Here is a 14817-nt window from a genome sequence, read left to right on the forward strand (position 1 = left end):
TTACCTCGCCATCACGTACTCGTTTACGTCGACCCCCCTCTGCTTCAAGTATTCTAGTAGTGGGCTGAGTATGACTACGGGCCTCCTTCTCAGCTCGAACGTATTCCGCGAGGACGTCAAGAACATGACGGTCTTCAGGGTATGTATGTATGCCTCCATGAACTTCAGAGCCCGCTCGTAGCCCTCCAGAAGGAGCGTCTTGAGCAAGGGTTTTGCCAGGCCTACGAGGTCCGCCCCTAGCGATATCGACTTGGCAGCCCTCAAACCGTCCCAGACCCCCCCGCTAGCTATTATAGTAGCGTCGGGGGCTACGTACCTGGCCTCCACAATGGCGGCTGGGGTTGGTATACCCCATGAAGAGAGGGCCTCTGCCACGACTCTCCTCACGTCGTCCTCTGGGAGCCTGTGCTTTTCCACGGAAACCCAGTTTGTGCCGCAGGCCCCCGCAACATCGAACATTCTGATGCCCTTCGAGTAGAAGACCGAGACCGCCTCCATTGAGAGCCCGTTCCCGACTTCCTTGACTATTAAAGGGACTCCCACAGTCTTCGACAGTCTGACTACCGCCTCGACCACCTCAACGGTAAACCCTGTCTCGCCCTCCGGCTGTACGACTTCTTGAGCAGGGTTTAAGTGGACTGCCAGCGCGTCTAGCTCAAACTCGTTCACTAGGTCTATAAAGAGTCTTTCGTCTAAGCTCGGCAGGTTGACCGCACCTATATTACCTATTACGGGGACGTCCCGTGCCACGCGCCTTACGATTTTGTAGGTCTCTGCTACAGCGGTGTCGCCCCGCTTCACTAGCACGGGCCTCATCGACCCGACGCCTATGGGTATACGTAGTGCTTCTGCTATCGTTGCCAGCTTCTCGTTAACCGGGTAGACCTCGGGATGCCCCCCTGTCATACCGGTGATCATAACTGGAGCGTTAACCTCGTACTTCAGGAACCTGACGCGTAGGTCTACGTCCTCCAGTCTCAGCGCTGGGAATGCCTGGTGCACCAGTACGACTGAGTCGAAGTACTGCTTACAGTGGTCTGGGTGGTCGACGTCCTTGGTCAGAACCACGTTTATGTGGCTAAGCTTCCTCAGTAAGTGGTCTACAACCAGGCTGGAACACCTTAGGCTACCTCGAATTTGACCGATGCGTAGCCTACGACGGCGGAGTAGTCTCCCGTTACGTCGCCGCTTGTAGCGTGTTTCAAAAGCGATATACGCGGGGTGTACTTCTCGAATAGCTTGGTGTACTCTATGAGGGTCATTATCCCCCCTGGACCGCATACGCTTATGTTCTTCTCTGTTATCGCCCTGTAGAAGCCCTCGGAGTCGCCTCTCAGGATGTAGTTTATGGCCTCCATGTCCTTTGCTACCGTAACGTGTTGAGGCTCGTAGTGGTTGAAGTCGCTACTCGCGAGCACTACCACGTCCCGGCCTAGCTCCGATACAGCCTTCTTCAAAGAGAGGGCCAGGTCCCTAGCCACATCTACCGTGTGCAGCCCTATGACGACCGGTAAGATCTTGACTCTGTCCTCGTATATGTACTGAATAAAGGGGACCTGAACCTCAACACTGTGCTCCTCTACATGGGCCTCTTCGTCTAACTCAGCAAAACCGCTGAGCTCCACGATCTTCTTCGCGAGCTCCCCGTCGACCCTTACCTCGCCTAGTGGAGTGACCCAGGTCCCACCCGGGTAAACCGATACTAATGCCCCGTACCCCGTGTGGTTTGTTCCAAGTACGACGACGGTCTCCGGGACTCCCGCCGATGCGAGCTCCAGGTAGGCGTGGGCTGCTACAGGGCCGCTGTACATGTAGCCAGCGTGCGGGACAACGAAACCGACAACGCTCTTATTCCGCGAGGCTGCCAAGACGGGCTTCTTACCGGGCCCCAACCTGTGAGTGAAGGACTGTTCTATGCTCACAACGAGCTCTTTTCTACTGGCTGGATAAAAAAACCCGGCAACAGCGGGGTACCTTTTGCTCATCAAGACCACGCCTAGAGCTTCGTCTCGAAATCGGAGGGCTTCTCCGGCAGGTCTCCGTTAGGCGGGATCAGCCCCTTCTCCCTGAGTATCTGCCTAGTCAACAGCCAGTAGAGTAGGGCCAAGCTCTTCCTGCCCTTGTTGTTTCCAGGTATAACTAGGTCGACAAACTCGGTCTTGTTGTCGGTGTCCGCGAACGCCACGAGGGGTATGCCCATCTCGGCGGCCTCCTTGACGGCTTGCGCGTCGGCTCTGGGGTCCGTCACTATCACTACGTCGGGCTCGAAGTACCAGCTCAGGCTGGGGTTCGTGAACGTCCCGGGAACGAACCTGCCAGTGAACGGCTTACACCCAACGTACTGGCACATCTTAGTGACCGGCTTAAAGCCGTACTGCCTGACGGACACCGCGGCGATCCTCGCCGACTCGTACCTGGCGAGGAACTTAGCAGCTACCCTTATCCTCTCGTCTATCTTCCTGGCGTCCAGTATGTAGAGCCCGTCGCTCCTGACCCTGTACACGAAGGGCTCCATGAACTTCGTGCAGATGTGTGTACCAATGTGAACTCCCGCTGTCAAGTAGTCCTCGAGCGGTATCAGTAGCTCGACTACCTTCTCCCCCGGTAGCATTGTAATCGGCTTTTCCTCTTCCATACCTGGTCTTTCCTCCTCGCTCATTCAGACCACCTCACGAGATCTTGGGGAAGTACAGCACCTGCTTCACTATGTCCACGTGGGACAAAAACATCCTCCTACAACAGTACCTCTTAACGCCGAGTTCGTCGAGGACTCTCCCCGGATCCTCCCCTGCCTGGACTCTCCTGACGTATTCCTCCCACAAGTGGCCTATTGGAGCACCGCACGTGAAGCACCTGACCGGGAAGAGCATGTCAATCACCTGTAGCTCTTCTGCCACCTCCTCCTAGCACTAATTCTACCCCACTTCTCGGGCTCGGTTTGCCTGGGGTCGCCGCTGAGCATGTGCCTGTCGTAGTCCTTGTAAACACGTTTTATCTCCTCTAGTCCAAAGTATTCCACAATACCCCTAGCTATAGCTATCCTGGAGGCCTCTGCTTGGCTCATCCAGCCCCCACCTCTGACTCTGACCTTCACGTCGATCGCGTTTCTCAGGTCTCCTATGAGTAGGAGCGGCTCTAGGACCTTGTTCCTCGCCAACTCGATGGGTATGACTTCTAGTGGGACGTTGTTAACCCACACTCTACCCTTCCCGGGCCTGATCGTTGCCACGGCTACGCTCGTCTTCCTCTTCCCCGACGACACGACTATCTTGTGTCCACCAGCCTCTTGCGAGCTCATTCAACACCACCCCTCCAACCAAGGCTTTTAGCTACTTCCGCAACCGTTACAAACCTGCCTGAGAGCCTGTTCGCGTCGGCTTCCTCGAACCGGACCACGTTCTGTCCCTGTAGCTCCTTGGGTATTCCCACGAACACTCTCAGGTTCCTGAAGGCGAGTCTGCCCTTCGGCTTATCCATTGGTAACATGCCCCTGACAGCCCTCTTGACAATTCCCACTGGCGTCCTAGGCCTCCTGATACCACTCTTATCTGGGTTGTAGTGGGTTCTAACGTTTAAAAGCAGCTTATAACCCTCCACAACCCTCCTCCTCTCACCGCTCAAGACTGCCTTCTCTGCGTTGACCACGTAGACCTTGTACCCCTCGAGTAGCTTCTTTGCTATGATGCTCGCCATTCTTCCTAGAATCAGCCCGCTCGCGTCTACTACTAGAACCCTGTCCTTCTCTGTCGTCTTTGCCTCACCCAATAATCTTCACCCCACTGCCCTTCGGGTTCTCCTTTACTAGGTCGAGTATGTGTATTGCCCTGCCACCGCTAGCCCGTATCTTCTCTACGGCCGCCTTAGAAAAGCTGAAAGAGGCCACTGTTACCGGGTGGTCTAGTCTACCCGCCGCGAGAACTTTCCCCGGCACCACCACCACGTCGCCTGGCCCAGTGTACCTGTTGATCCTACTCAAATTGACCACTCTCCTACTTCTACGGGGTCTCGAGAGCTCTTCTGCGACCCTATCCCATATCGCTGCCCCGTACTTGTTTGCGGCTTTCCTCAGCTCGCTAATAGTCCTCCTCAACACTATGTTTGTCTTAGCCAGCTCCATACGGGACACCCTCGACTAGACTCTTCTTAAGCGCGTTAAGCTTGTCTTCAAGGGCTCTAATTGCCTCTATTAGAATTCTCTTGGGGGTTAAAGAACCCGTCGACTCGAAGTACAGTACGTACTCGTCCTCCTTCCAGGAGACCTTAATAGCCTCACTAGGGCAGACGGTCTCACATAACCTGCAGAAGCTGCAGTCCAGTAACCTGGCCTCTTCGACTTTAACGGTGCCTTCCCTCTCTACAATGACCTGCCTGGGGCATACCTCAACACACTTCTTGCAACCCGGGTACCTGCACTTCTCTCCGTCTATGCTTATCTTTGCAACGTACTTGTGAGAAGCCACTGAGACAGGGCTCCACTTTATGTGCTCCCTACCCCTACCGAGCCTGGCATACGCCTCCAACTTGATCCGCTGGTTCTCTAGTAGCTGGACGATTGGTATCCTCTCGTACACAGGCCTGACGTCGGGGTCGCCGGTGACAAGGTCGCCGGCGTACAGGGTCTTAACTCCTCCCGGAGTACCCTCCCCGCTCAACTCGAGTTTGACGAAACAGTCCTCCGAGAACACGCCTTTCTCTCCTGCTTCGCGGCACTCTTCCGGTGGCTTGTACTTTCCAAGGGCGTTCTCGCTGGTCAGCGGTATCAGGCCTAGCCTGTGCGCGATGTACTCGTCGTAGAACACGCTGCTGTTTTCCATGAAAACCACGTAGTCCACTGCCATTGTCGGTACTTCGGCTAAGATGGCTCTTCTTATGCTATTCAAAACATGTAGCTTTACGCCTCTGACAAGCAACCTAACAGCGTTGCCTTCTCTCCGCAGGACTTCTATGTCCATAAACCTCGGACACCACTAGACTCTCCTACCTCTCCTACCGCCGGGCCTCCTTGTGGTATCGTGGGGTATCGGAGTCACGTCCTCGATCCTGCCTATGATGAAGCCGGCCCTCGCTAGGGCCCTAATCGCGGCCTGAGCACCCGGCCCAGGCGTCTTAGGGCCGTGTCCACCCGGTGCTCTCACCCTTATGTGTATCGCCGTAACACCCTTGTCCATTGCGTCGCCTGCGGCGCGGCTGGCAGCGATCATAGCAGCGTAGGGGCTGGGCTTCTCTCTGTCGGCTTTGACGACCATACCGCCACTCCATCTACTGACCGTCTCGGCCCCTGTGATGTCTGTTATGTGGATTATCGTGTTGTTCATGCTGCTGTAGATGTGGGCTAGACCCCACTTGAGCTCTCTACCAGCGAAGGACATTACCCACCACCAGCCTGTGAAGCCCTCGCCTTAATGGGGCTCGTAGGAGCATAATCCACGAGTTTCTCCTCGTCCAAGGAGACCAGGTAACTAGGAGACCTGATCCTCCTCCCAGCTATAGCTATGTGCCCGTGGACTATAAGCTGGCGGGCTTCGTGAATTGTGCGAGCGAGCCCCTTCCTGTACACTATTGTCTGGAGCCGCCTCTCGAGGAGGTCCTCCGGCTTCAGCGCTAGGATGTCCTCCAACTTGGCGTTCTCCCGGACTACTCCGAGCCTGACTAGCCTGTTAATGAGGACCTTCTCCTCTCTCTCGCGTACCTCCCTCGGTGCGGCTAGGAGCGACCTGGCTCTGTGCCTGATCCTCCTGACTAGGGTAGCTACTATCCAGAGCTCTCTCTTGTTCCTAAGACCATAAGTACCTATCAGCTTCATCTCGTGCTCTAAGACGTCCCTCCTCCAGGGGTGCCTCGGGCCCTCCCACTTTTTCCTTATCTTACGCGGGTCGCCCATCTGGACCGCCACCTACTACTTCTTCTGTTGCTGCTGGGCCTGCCTCTTCTTCCTCACACCCACAGTCATGCCCGTCCTGCCGGTGGTCCTCGTCCTCTGCCCTCTGACCTTGAGCCCTAGCGAGTGCCTAATACCCCTCCAGCTCTTCATCCTCTTCTCCCTCTCGATGTCTTCCTTCACGAAGAAGATCAGCTCGTTGCCGACCAGGTGGACGTTTCTCCCGGTCGCAAAGTCCTTCCTCCTGTTGTACATCCAAGCCGGGATACCGTGCTTTTCTGGCGCGATTATAACCGACTCTATCTTCTTGACCTCCTCTTCGGTGAGAAAGCCTATTTTCATGTCGGGGTTGAACCTTAAGACTCTCGAGACGCCTAGGGCAAAGTTAAGGCCGACGCCCTTTATCTCCGCTAGCCCGTGGACTAGCGATAAGTTCCCATCGACGTCGACGCCTGCTATCCTGACTATCGGTCTAAAGCCTCTCTCCATGAGCATCCCTTAAACCGTTTAAGCACGCCTAGAACCTTCAATTAAGTAAACTCTTTTTAAGTTTATGCCGCCTAGGGCCGTAGGCTTCCGCGCCTAGGATGCTGCTCCGAGACCCCTCTACTCAACACTTTTAAAGAAGTTTACACCGAAATATTATAACTGAGCCGGGGTGCCCGAGCGGCCTAAGGGGCTGGCCTGGAGAGCCAGTGCCCCCTACGGGGTGCGCGGGTTCGAATCCCGCCCCCGGCGCTTGGGTCCTATGATACAAAAAGGTTTGAGGTCCCGGTTCTACTGCGGGTTTACAACAGGGCGATCATGACTTTCACGAAGACAAATAGATAGGTTTTTAACTTTGGTGATTGAAGCCATAAAATGGTAGCAAACAAAGGGTGTCCGTATGAGCAAGAAGAAGGAGAAGAAGGAAGAGAAGAAGGAGGAAAAGAAGGCTGAGAAGAAGTAAGGTTTTTGATGCTTATGGCAGGCAGCGGTTACCGGAATTAAAAACCCTTTTTTACAGCTCGATCTCCATCCAGATCTCGGGTGGAACTCTTAGCCTGATAAGCTGCTTCATTACCCTCTCGTCGGCAGCGATGTAGAGCAGCCTCTTGTGGATTCTCATCTCCCACTTCTCGTACTTCTTCTTGCCCTCGCCGTGAGGTAGCTTGAGAGTCCTTATCGAGAGCCTCTTCGTGGGGAGGGGTATAGGCCCGGACAGCTTGACCCCCGTCTTCTTCGCTATGTCGACTATTCTCCCCGTGAAGTCGTTGAGCACGTCCACATTAGTACTCCAGACCTTTATCTTGACCATTCGAGGCGCTGACATGACTGAAACCCTTAAAGCACTTGGTGTTTTGTGAAAAAATCGTTCTTACTTCTTTATCTTGACCTCGCTTAGTTTAATGTCGGTGACTATGCCTATACCTATCGTCTTGCCCATGTCTCTCATAGCGAACCTTCCGAGCGGTGGGAAGTCGGAGTACTTCTCTATCACTAGCGGCTTGATCGGCTTGAACTTCACTATAGCGTTGTCACCCTGCTTTATAAACTGCGGGTTCTTCTCCACTATTTGGCCAGTCCTTGGGTCGAGCTTGCCGACGATCTCGGTTATCCTCGAGGCAACGCTGGCTGTGTGTACGTGAATGACCGGCGTGTAGCCAACGGCTATCGCTGTCGGGTGCCATATAACGAACACCCTAGCCGTGAACTCCTCGACCACCGACGGCGGGTTCTCCAAGTGCCCGGCAACGTCTCCTCTCCTAATGTCCTTTTTCTCGACGCCTCTGACGTTGAAACCGATGTTGTCGCCTGGCTCTGCCTTGTCGATCCTCATGTGGTGCGTCTCGATCGACCTGACCTCGCCGACAACCCCAGCTGGCATGAACACTACTTTGTCGCCTACTTTCAAGACGCCTGTCTCGACCCTACCAACCGGTACGACGCCCACACCGGAGATGTTGTAGACGTCCTGGATAGGTATCCTGAGAGGCTTGTCTAACGGCTTTGGCGGTGGCTGGAGCGTGTCGAGGATTTCTACTAGGGTCGGACCATCATACCACGGCATGTTGGGCGAGCGCTCTATGAGGTTTTCACCCGTCCAGGCAGACACAGGGACGAACTGTACCTTGTCCGGGTTGTAGCCTAGGCCCCTGAGGAACTTACCCACGGTCTCCTTGATCTGCAGGAACCTCTCCTTGCTGTAGGGCGGCTCGGTCGCGTCCATCTTGTTTACCGCGACGATCAGCTGGTCGATGCCCATCGTCTTGGCCAGGATCGCGTGCTCTCTTGTCTGGCCCTCGGGACTCATGCCGGCCTCGAACTCGCCCTTCCTCGCGCTCACCACTAGTATGGCCGCGTCAGCCTGGCTGGCGCCGGTGATCATGTTCTTCACGAAGTCTCTGTGACCCGGAGCGTCGATGATCGTGAAGAAGTACTTCTTCGTCTCGAACCTCATGTAGGATAACGCTATTGTTACTCCTCTCTCCCTCTCCTCTTTCATTCTGTCCATCAACCACGCGAACTTGAAGCTCTCCTTGCCCATCTTCTTGGCTTCTTCTTCGATCATCTGCATCGTCTTCTGGTCGAAGTAGCCTAGACGGTAGAGTATGTGCCCTACCATCGTGCTTTTGCCGTGGTCGACGTGCCCTATTATCACCAGGTTTAAGTGAGGCTTCTGGGGTACGCTCATATCGACCCTCTCCTGTAACCTAACGCACTGGGATTTAAATAAAAATGAGGTGTTTATAAAGCATTATGTTTGAGCAGGGTTGAGAAGTAAAAGAAGCCAGACCTTATACTTCTACCTACTGCTCAAGGCTATTCTCTCGATCTCGTCCTTCTTCTGTATCGCGTAACTCCTGGGGTCGTTGGAGGCGGCCAGTATGATCTCCTCTGCGAGGGCTTCCTCTACGCTAATGGTGCTCCTGAACGCCTTAGAACGGGCTCCCTCGGTTATGTGCCTCAGGGCTAAGTCCACCCTGCGTAGCGGGGAGACGTCCACGGAGACGTGGTAGACTATACCGCCGTACATTATTCTAGTGGTCTCCTCACGGGGGGCCGCGTTCTCGATAGCCCTAACCAAGACCTGAATAGGGTTCTCCTTGGTCCTCAGGTATATCATGTCGAAAGCGGTCTTCACTATGTTGTACGCCAGGTGTTTCTTGCCCATGTTGCGTCCAGGTCTCATGATCTTGTTTATCAGCCTCTCGACTATCGGCACCTCGGCCTTTCCGAACCTCTTGTGTTCATGCCGCCCCCCTGTGTGGGGCAGGTACACCGGTTTAAGGGATATATACCTCTTCAGGCTTGGGTCTCTGACGACCACCCCGTCGTAGCTCCACTTACCGAACAGCTTAATCTCCGGCACCTCTAACCCAGCAGTACCGCTCAACTTGAGCACCTGAAGGGATTGGATAGTCAAACTGGTCTTTTAAATCTCAGCGTTTCCCCACCCACGGAATTAAAAGTAGTTGAAACCAATTAAAAGTACCGTGGGTGGGGTTGGTCCTTGGTGCGGGTTCACTAGCTTCACCCGCACCTCATGGGGTCCCGTCGAGCCCAACGCCACGGGTCTCCCATCTGCGGTCAGGTGCTTCAACCCGATGTTTACGGCCCCGACGACGTCCCTGTCTAGGGTCAGCCCGTTGCTCAGCCTGGCCAGCCTTAGGGCGACCTTTGCCACCCTCACCCTCCTAGCCCCTCTCACCGCAGCGCGGATCACAGAGATGGGCTTACGCAACTTCTTCACTCGTAAACAAGTATTTACATGTGAACAAAAGCATTTAAATTCACCGCTAAATCGAAAAACAGCCTGTGAAAACAAGTCTTATGTCAAAGTTGTCCAAGATTGTTTTGAATCGTGCTGTTGCTAACCCCATTGAGGCGTACGCCACTGTTAAGCCGCTCGACACCACTGTTTCTTACTGTAAAATTCCTTATAGAAGTATGGCTTGCGGTGACATAAACTACCGTGTCGACGCCCCTTCCATCGATAATGGTGGAAAGCGTATTCTCGCCTACAAGTGATATGCCCTTGCCCACAACCAAGTGCTCATAATACGTTCTAGCCCGCACGTATATAACATCGCCGAAGCCGGCAGCATTAATAGCCCCTTGAATGGTTGGATAATTGTCTGGCACGATGATTGTTGCAGGTTCTGCTTTAATTACCTGGACGCTAAAGGTTAAAGTTGTCGCGCAAAAGCAGAAGAAGAACAAACGCCAGTTCAAAAATGTTTCCCCTCAATTTGCATCCCTCTTTCTCAAAGCTTGGCAAAGATTGATTCAAAAAATAAAACTTCCGAAAAACCTTAGTGGAACAGCCACAAGCACAGGCCTCGTAAGAGGAAAGGCATGGGAAAAAATAGAGGGTTCGTGTTTTGTTTTTCAGCTTTTCCGTTTTATAATCATCATACTCGTTATAATCCCAACGAAGACGATTATCGCTACAGCTACAATATATTGTAGGGGGGTGGACGGTGTCGCCTGCGGGGAGGTGGGCGGTGAGGTGGGCGGTGAGGTGGGCGGGGAGGTGGGCGGGGAGGTGGGCGGTGAGGTGGGCGGTGAGGTGGGCGGTGAGGTGGGCGGTGAGGTGGGCGGGGAGGTGGGCGGTGAGGTGGGCGGTGAGGTGGGCGGGGAGGTGGGCGGTGAGGTGGGCGGGGATGTGGGCGGGGAGGTGGGCGGGGAGGTGGGCGGTGCCGTCTCGTTTAGTGCACACATCAAAGGGTAATGGTCTATATTGTTGTCATCGATGACGTACGGCGTATCGCCTATTCCATCGCTCCCGGGCTGATCTTGGTTTGGGCCGCTCTTCTCATCAACTCCATTATAGTCGCTCCAGTAGTTTCCGCCAGAAGGATAACCATCATCCCAAACATTTATTGAAGCGTTGCTGTAGACTTGCTGGGTGTTGTTTATGAAGTTGTTATGATAGATTTTATTGTTTGAAGAATAGGAAAGAAAGATGCCATATTTGTTGTTTGCTATATTGTTTCCAGAAATGCTGTTGCTAGAAGAATTGACAATCCAGATGCCAGCAATGTCCCATGCTATGTTGTTTCCGTGGATTGTGCTGTTGCTTGTCTCCCATAGTTGTATACCAATAGTCGTGTTGGATAGGTTGAGGTCTTCAACCCTTATGTTGCTACATCTGACAAGCACAACCTGCCCAGCATCAACCACAGTGTAGTTTGAAACACCCTCCAGATAGACAAGTGGTCTACCATTAACAGTATTGTTTTCAACAGAGTTCTGATAAGAATCCCTAACGCCAAGACCATCATTAATAAACACATTTCCAGAAATGCTGATATTATAAGAATTGTCAATCCAGATGCCATATTTGTTGTTTGCTGTTATATTGTTTCCAGAAATGCTGTTGCTAGAAGAAGATCTAAGATCGATGCCATAACGGTTGTTTGCTATGTTGTTTCCAGAAATGATGTTATATTTTGAAGACTCGGAAAGACTGATGCCATCCCCGTTGTTTGCTGTTATATTGTTTCCGCTAATGCTGTTATAGTATGAACCTTGGGAAAGGATGCCATATTCGTTGTTTGCTGTTATATTGTTTCCGCTAATGCTGTTGTTTGAAGAATAGTCAAGCTCGATGCCACAATAGTTGTTTGTTGTTATGTTGTTTCCAGAAATGCTGTTATATTTTGAAGAATCGGTCAGAATGATGCCACAATAGTTGTTTGCAGTTATATTGTTTCCGCTAATGATGTTATATTTTGAAGAATATGAAAAAGAGGAAAGCCTGATGCCATATTCGTTGTTTGCTGTTATATTGTTTCCGCTAATGCTGTTGTTCGAAGAAGAGGCAAGATCGATGCCACCAACGTTGTTTGCTACATTGTTTCCGCTAATGCTGTTATAGTCTGAAGCTCGGGAAAGGATGCCATAATAGTTGTCTGCTACATTGTTTCCAGAAATGATGTTATTAAAAGAATAGGAAAGAATGATGCCATCCCCGTTGTTTGCTATATTGTTTCCGCTAATGCTGTTATAGTCTGAATCGTAAAGAATGATGCCATATCCGTTGTTTGCTACATTGTTTCCAGAAATGATGTTATGTTTTGAGAAAGAGGAAAGCCTGATGCCATATTCGTTGTTTGCTGTTATATTGTTTCCGCTAATGCTGTTATAGTATGAACCTTGGGAAAGGATGCCATAATAGTTGTTTGCTATATTGTTTCCGCTAATGCTGTTATAGTATGAAGACTCGGAAAGAACGATGCCATAATCGTTTTTTGCTATATTGTTTCCAGAAATGATGTTATATTTTGACAAATCGTAAAGCCAGATGCCATAATCGTTGTTTGCTATTATTTTGTTTCCGCTAATGCTGTTGTTTGAAGAATGGAAAAGCTCGATGCCATAATCGTTGTTTGCTATATTGTTTCCAGAAATGATGATATTATAAGAATATTCAAGATAGATGCCAGTATAGAAGTTTTTGATAATTGTGTTTTTGATTGTCACGTTGCTTCTCCCTGCAAGGTCTATTCCATCCCCGCTTCCTGTAAGAGTGTGGCCTGCTCCGTCAACCACAATGTTATCTTTCTGGATAACAATTGAACCGTAAATGTTATCTGTAAAGGTGTAAACATCGCCGTCTCGTCGTATTGGTGCTGTTGGAGGGTCAATACTTCCATCAGCCCTAATATAGACTTTTTCAGTCCACTGCGCCTTAACTGGTTGAATTTTAACCGCTATAAGCAAGGTGCTTGTCAGAAGGAGAAACAGCCACAAGCTGGAAGCAACGGCCTTTCTCAACCCATCTTTACCTCCAAGATAAAAACACTCTGGGGATATTTAAACTTAAAATTTACGGAAGACTCTTCTATTCAACTATTCTTGAACACAGGTTTCTGTTAGTAATGTCTAACTGAACGTGAAGTTTATTTCTGTCCTAAAATAGAAAAGAGGGGTTTTGCAGGGGATGTCACTATACGCTTTTGACAACAAACGTCAACCATAAGGATTTCACCGTCAAACCCTACTCTCTCTTCCCAAATATTTTTCTCTATGCCCGCCACGTATTCAAAGCGTTTCCCCACCCACGGGGTCAAGAGTGATCAAAAGCATTTGAATTTATCGCCAAACCGGAAACAGCCTCCCCGCGAAAAGATTGCTGGAGCTGTCCCGTAGAAGTCCCTCGCTGACGGCATGCTAGGTTTAAAACTAGGTTTAACTCTATCTACATAGCGTAAGAGAGGACAGCAGGATTGACTAAATACCTGCTCGTGAAGAGGGTTCGCGACGAGATCGGCGAGGTCAGAGTAGAAGGGCTGGACTTGTATATGCCTGTACCAAGACTAGTGTGCGAGCTCGAGGACGGGAGGTCTTTCTACCTGGAGAGGGTGCCCTACGATGTCATCATATTTGTGAAGAAAATCAACGGCGGCGTGATCGACGACGACAGAGAGAGGCTGGGCGACCTGCTAATCTCGATGCCCGAGGTGCTGGAGGCGCTCGGCAAGCACGTCAAGAGAGTCCTGATCGAAGAGTTCGACGAGACGCGAGGGGTGTACTCGGCTTACGTCGAGTTCAACGATGGGGAACTGACCATAAAGAGGAAGATGGTGCCGAGTCACGCCATCCTTCTAGCTCTACTAGTGAGTAAGCCTGTATACGTGAAGAAGGAGCTGGTAGACGCTCAGGAAGCCTTGTTTAAGCAGTGAACCGCCGGGGCTTTACCTGACCGGTTTCTGCTTTTTACCGAGCCATATAGCCCTAAGAGAGACCCCGTTCACCTTGATAACCCTGTACCTAACACCGGGTATGTCTCCCATAGACTTGCCTCTGGGGCCTCCGATACCCTCGATGATCACCTCGTCGTGCTCGTCTATGTAGTTTACGCCGCCGTCCCACGGCACGAAAGCCGTGACCACCTTGCCGTTCTTCACTAGCTGAACCCTAACACACTTTCTCACAGCAGAGTTCGGTTTTCTCGACTCGACACCGACCTTCTCAAGCACTATACCGCGTGCCATTGGGGCCCCTTCCAACGGGTCGGCCTTCTCCTTCAGCCTTAACATCTTCACCTTGAACTCTCTAAGGCTCCACCTAAACTTGAGCCTCTTCTTCTTCAGCTTCCTCGCAGCGAAGAGGCCGTTCGGCGCCTTTTTACCTGGCATTCCTTGACCCCTCTAAGAAGGGAGTCTCACATAGGCTTTTAAGCTTCACGCTATTATCACTGTGTCAATGTTGAAGTACCGGTTTAGTAGTAGACGGGCCCTGGCGACGTTCTTACCGTTTTTCCCTATAGCAACCGCCTTGTCGTTAGGGTCGACGGTGGCGTACACGACTCTCTTGCCGCCAGGTCTCTGAGCCACCTTCACTTCTCTAACTCTAGCAGGCGCTAATGCGTACTTCGTCAACTCCTCTATGTTGTCACTGTAGCCGACGATCTCGATGTTCTTATTGAGCATCTTCTTCAGGGTCTGCACGAAAATGCCTTTGGGGCCGATCGCTTTACCTATCTCGTCCGGCTTAACGAGGAATATTATCCTGTTGTTCTCCTCGTCAACCACACAGTCGTGGACGTGGACCCCGGTCAGCTCGTGTAGGAGGGTCATGTACCTGAACTCTTCGGGCGTTATTTTGATCTGGGGCCTCTCCTTACTCATTGCTTGCCTCCACCCGCCAACTCTAGGATGTTGGACTGCCCGGGCTCGATCACTCCCAACGTAGACACGCCGAACGGCTTCCCTAGTATTGTGCCGAGCTCCATGTTGGTGCCCGGGAAGACCAGCACGGGGACGTTAGACAGCTTAGAATAGTAGTACACGTCCTCCTTGAACTCCGGCGGCGCGTTTGCTGCCAGTATTACTAGCCTGACCTTACCGTGGAGGAGCAACTTCACAGTCCTTCTGTAGCCCATGACCACCTTACCCGTCTTATACGCCGTTTGAATAGCCTTGATGATCTCGGGCTGGGCTGCGGACATG

Annotated in this window: 21 protein-coding genes and 1 tRNA gene; 2 read left to right on the plus strand and 20 right to left on the minus strand. The window is 51.9% G+C overall.

Translation table 11 applies throughout. The annotated features are described in order from the left end of the window. The 11 genes from fni to WLZ34_RS02110 are packed head-to-tail and all read right to left on the minus strand — an operon-like array spanning position 1 to position 6373. Positions 1-1146, minus strand: a complete 1146-nt coding sequence (fni, locus tag WLZ34_RS02060; protein WP_434731995.1) for a type 2 isopentenyl-diphosphate Delta-isomerase — start codon at positions 1144-1146, stop codon at positions 1-3. Next, positions 1122-1985: an AmmeMemoRadiSam system protein B gene (gene amrB, locus WLZ34_RS02065; protein ID WP_428727279.1), complete on the minus strand. Its 864-nt coding sequence runs from the start codon at positions 1983-1985 to the stop codon at positions 1122-1124. Before amrB ends, fni begins: the two co-directional genes overlap by 25 nt. An 11-nt stretch (positions 1986-1996) precedes the next feature. After that, entirely contained in the window at positions 1997-2635 is a 639-nt protein-coding gene (rpsB, locus tag WLZ34_RS02070) for a 30S ribosomal protein S2 (protein ID WP_428727304.1), read from the minus strand. A gap of 34 nt (positions 2636-2669) precedes the next feature. Beyond that, positions 2670-2870, minus strand: coding sequence for a DNA-directed RNA polymerase subunit N (locus WLZ34_RS02075; RefSeq protein ID WP_428727303.1), 201 nt, complete (start codon positions 2868-2870; stop codon positions 2670-2672). Between the two features lie 5 nt (positions 2871-2875). Beyond that, positions 2876-3298: a 30S ribosomal protein S9 gene (locus WLZ34_RS02080; protein WP_428727278.1), complete on the minus strand. Its 423-nt coding sequence runs from the start codon at positions 3296-3298 to the stop codon at positions 2876-2878. Next, complete coding sequence (locus tag WLZ34_RS02085; protein ID WP_434731689.1) at positions 3295-3765, minus strand: 50S ribosomal protein L13; 471 nt, start codon at positions 3763-3765, stop codon at positions 3295-3297. Before WLZ34_RS02085 ends, WLZ34_RS02080 begins: the two co-directional genes overlap by 4 nt. Then, a complete protein-coding gene (locus WLZ34_RS02090; protein WP_428727276.1) occupies positions 3758-4117 on the minus strand; it encodes a 50S ribosomal protein L18e in 360 nt (119 codons plus the stop codon). The genes WLZ34_RS02085 and WLZ34_RS02090 overlap by 8 nt, the downstream gene beginning before the upstream one ends. After that, positions 4104-4952, minus strand: coding sequence for a DNA-directed RNA polymerase subunit D (locus WLZ34_RS02095; protein WP_434731690.1), 849 nt, complete (start codon positions 4950-4952; stop codon positions 4104-4106). The genes WLZ34_RS02090 and WLZ34_RS02095 overlap by 14 nt, the downstream gene beginning before the upstream one ends. A gap of 15 nt (positions 4953-4967) precedes the next feature. Further along, positions 4968-5369, minus strand: coding sequence for a 30S ribosomal protein S11 (locus tag WLZ34_RS02100; RefSeq protein ID WP_014737204.1), 402 nt, complete (start codon positions 5367-5369; stop codon positions 4968-4970). Next, the gene (locus tag WLZ34_RS02105) at positions 5369-5881 is read right to left on the minus strand and encodes a 30S ribosomal protein S4 (protein ID WP_434731691.1); all 513 of its coding nucleotides are present in this window, start codon (positions 5879-5881) and stop codon (positions 5369-5371) included. Before WLZ34_RS02105 ends, WLZ34_RS02100 begins: the two co-directional genes overlap by 1 nt. A gap of 15 nt (positions 5882-5896) precedes the next feature. Next, complete coding sequence (locus WLZ34_RS02110) at positions 5897-6373, minus strand: 30S ribosomal protein S13 (RefSeq protein WP_428727273.1); 477 nt, start codon at positions 6371-6373, stop codon at positions 5897-5899. 157 nt (positions 6374-6530) lie between these two features. Here WLZ34_RS02110 and WLZ34_RS02115 point away from each other — a divergent pair. Next, positions 6531-6616, plus strand: a tRNA-Ser gene (locus tag WLZ34_RS02115). A gap of 262 nt (positions 6617-6878) precedes the next feature. Here WLZ34_RS02115 and rpsJ read toward each other — a convergent pair. The 6 genes from rpsJ to WLZ34_RS02145 form a co-directional block, all read right to left on the minus strand. Further along, the gene (gene rpsJ, locus WLZ34_RS02120; RefSeq protein ID WP_083829962.1) at positions 6879-7190 is read right to left on the minus strand and encodes a 30S ribosomal protein S10; all 312 of its coding nucleotides are present in this window, start codon (positions 7188-7190) and stop codon (positions 6879-6881) included. A 45-nt stretch (positions 7191-7235) separates the two neighbouring features. Then, positions 7236-8552, minus strand: a complete 1317-nt coding sequence (tuf, locus tag WLZ34_RS02125) for a translation elongation factor EF-1 subunit alpha (RefSeq protein ID WP_428727272.1) — start codon at positions 8550-8552, stop codon at positions 7236-7238. A 111-nt stretch (positions 8553-8663) separates the two neighbouring features. Further along, positions 8664-9263: a 30S ribosomal protein S7 gene (locus WLZ34_RS02130; protein ID WP_434731692.1), complete on the minus strand. Its 600-nt coding sequence runs from the start codon at positions 9261-9263 to the stop codon at positions 8664-8666. Between the two features lie 60 nt (positions 9264-9323). Then, positions 9324-9611, minus strand: coding sequence for a hypothetical protein (locus tag WLZ34_RS02135; protein WP_434731693.1), 288 nt, complete (start codon positions 9609-9611; stop codon positions 9324-9326). 83 nt (positions 9612-9694) lie between these two features. Continuing rightward, positions 9695-10081 (minus strand): right-handed parallel beta-helix repeat-containing protein, encoded by a 387-nt coding sequence (locus WLZ34_RS02140; RefSeq protein WP_434731694.1) that lies wholly within the window; start codon positions 10079-10081, stop codon positions 9695-9697. Between the two features lie 168 nt (positions 10082-10249). Continuing rightward, the gene (locus tag WLZ34_RS02145) at positions 10250-12640 is read right to left on the minus strand and encodes a NosD domain-containing protein (protein ID WP_434731695.1); all 2391 of its coding nucleotides are present in this window, start codon (positions 12638-12640) and stop codon (positions 10250-10252) included. Between the two features lie 452 nt (positions 12641-13092). Here WLZ34_RS02145 and WLZ34_RS02150 point away from each other — a divergent pair, with 452 nt between their 5' ends. Beyond that, on the plus strand, positions 13093-13548 hold the full coding sequence (locus WLZ34_RS02150) for a bifunctional nuclease family protein (RefSeq protein ID WP_434731696.1): 456 nt from the start codon (positions 13093-13095) through the stop codon (positions 13546-13548). 12 nt (positions 13549-13560) lie between these two features. Here WLZ34_RS02150 and WLZ34_RS02155 read toward each other — a convergent pair whose 3' ends face one another. Genes WLZ34_RS02155 through WLZ34_RS02165 form a run of 3 tightly spaced genes read right to left on the minus strand, consistent with a single transcriptional unit; the run spans position 13561 to position 14816 of the window. Further along, positions 13561-14004 carry a 30S ribosomal protein S12 gene (locus WLZ34_RS02155; protein WP_014737197.1) on the minus strand — a complete coding sequence of 148 codons (444 nt, stop codon included), beginning with the start codon at positions 14002-14004 and terminating at the stop codon, positions 13561-13563. A 45-nt stretch (positions 14005-14049) separates the two neighbouring features. Then, entirely contained in the window at positions 14050-14496 is a 447-nt protein-coding gene (locus WLZ34_RS02160) for a NusA-like transcription termination signal-binding factor (protein WP_014737196.1), read from the minus strand. After that, entirely contained in the window at positions 14493-14816 is a 324-nt protein-coding gene (locus WLZ34_RS02165) for a 50S ribosomal protein L30e (RefSeq protein ID WP_434731697.1), read from the minus strand. The genes WLZ34_RS02160 and WLZ34_RS02165 overlap by 4 nt, the downstream gene beginning before the upstream one ends. Position 14817 lies beyond the last annotated feature (1 nt).

This window comes from Thermogladius sp. KZ2Tp1 (assembly GCF_051131135.1).
Lineage (GTDB): Archaea > Thermoproteota > Thermoprotei_A > Sulfolobales > Desulfurococcaceae > Thermogladius.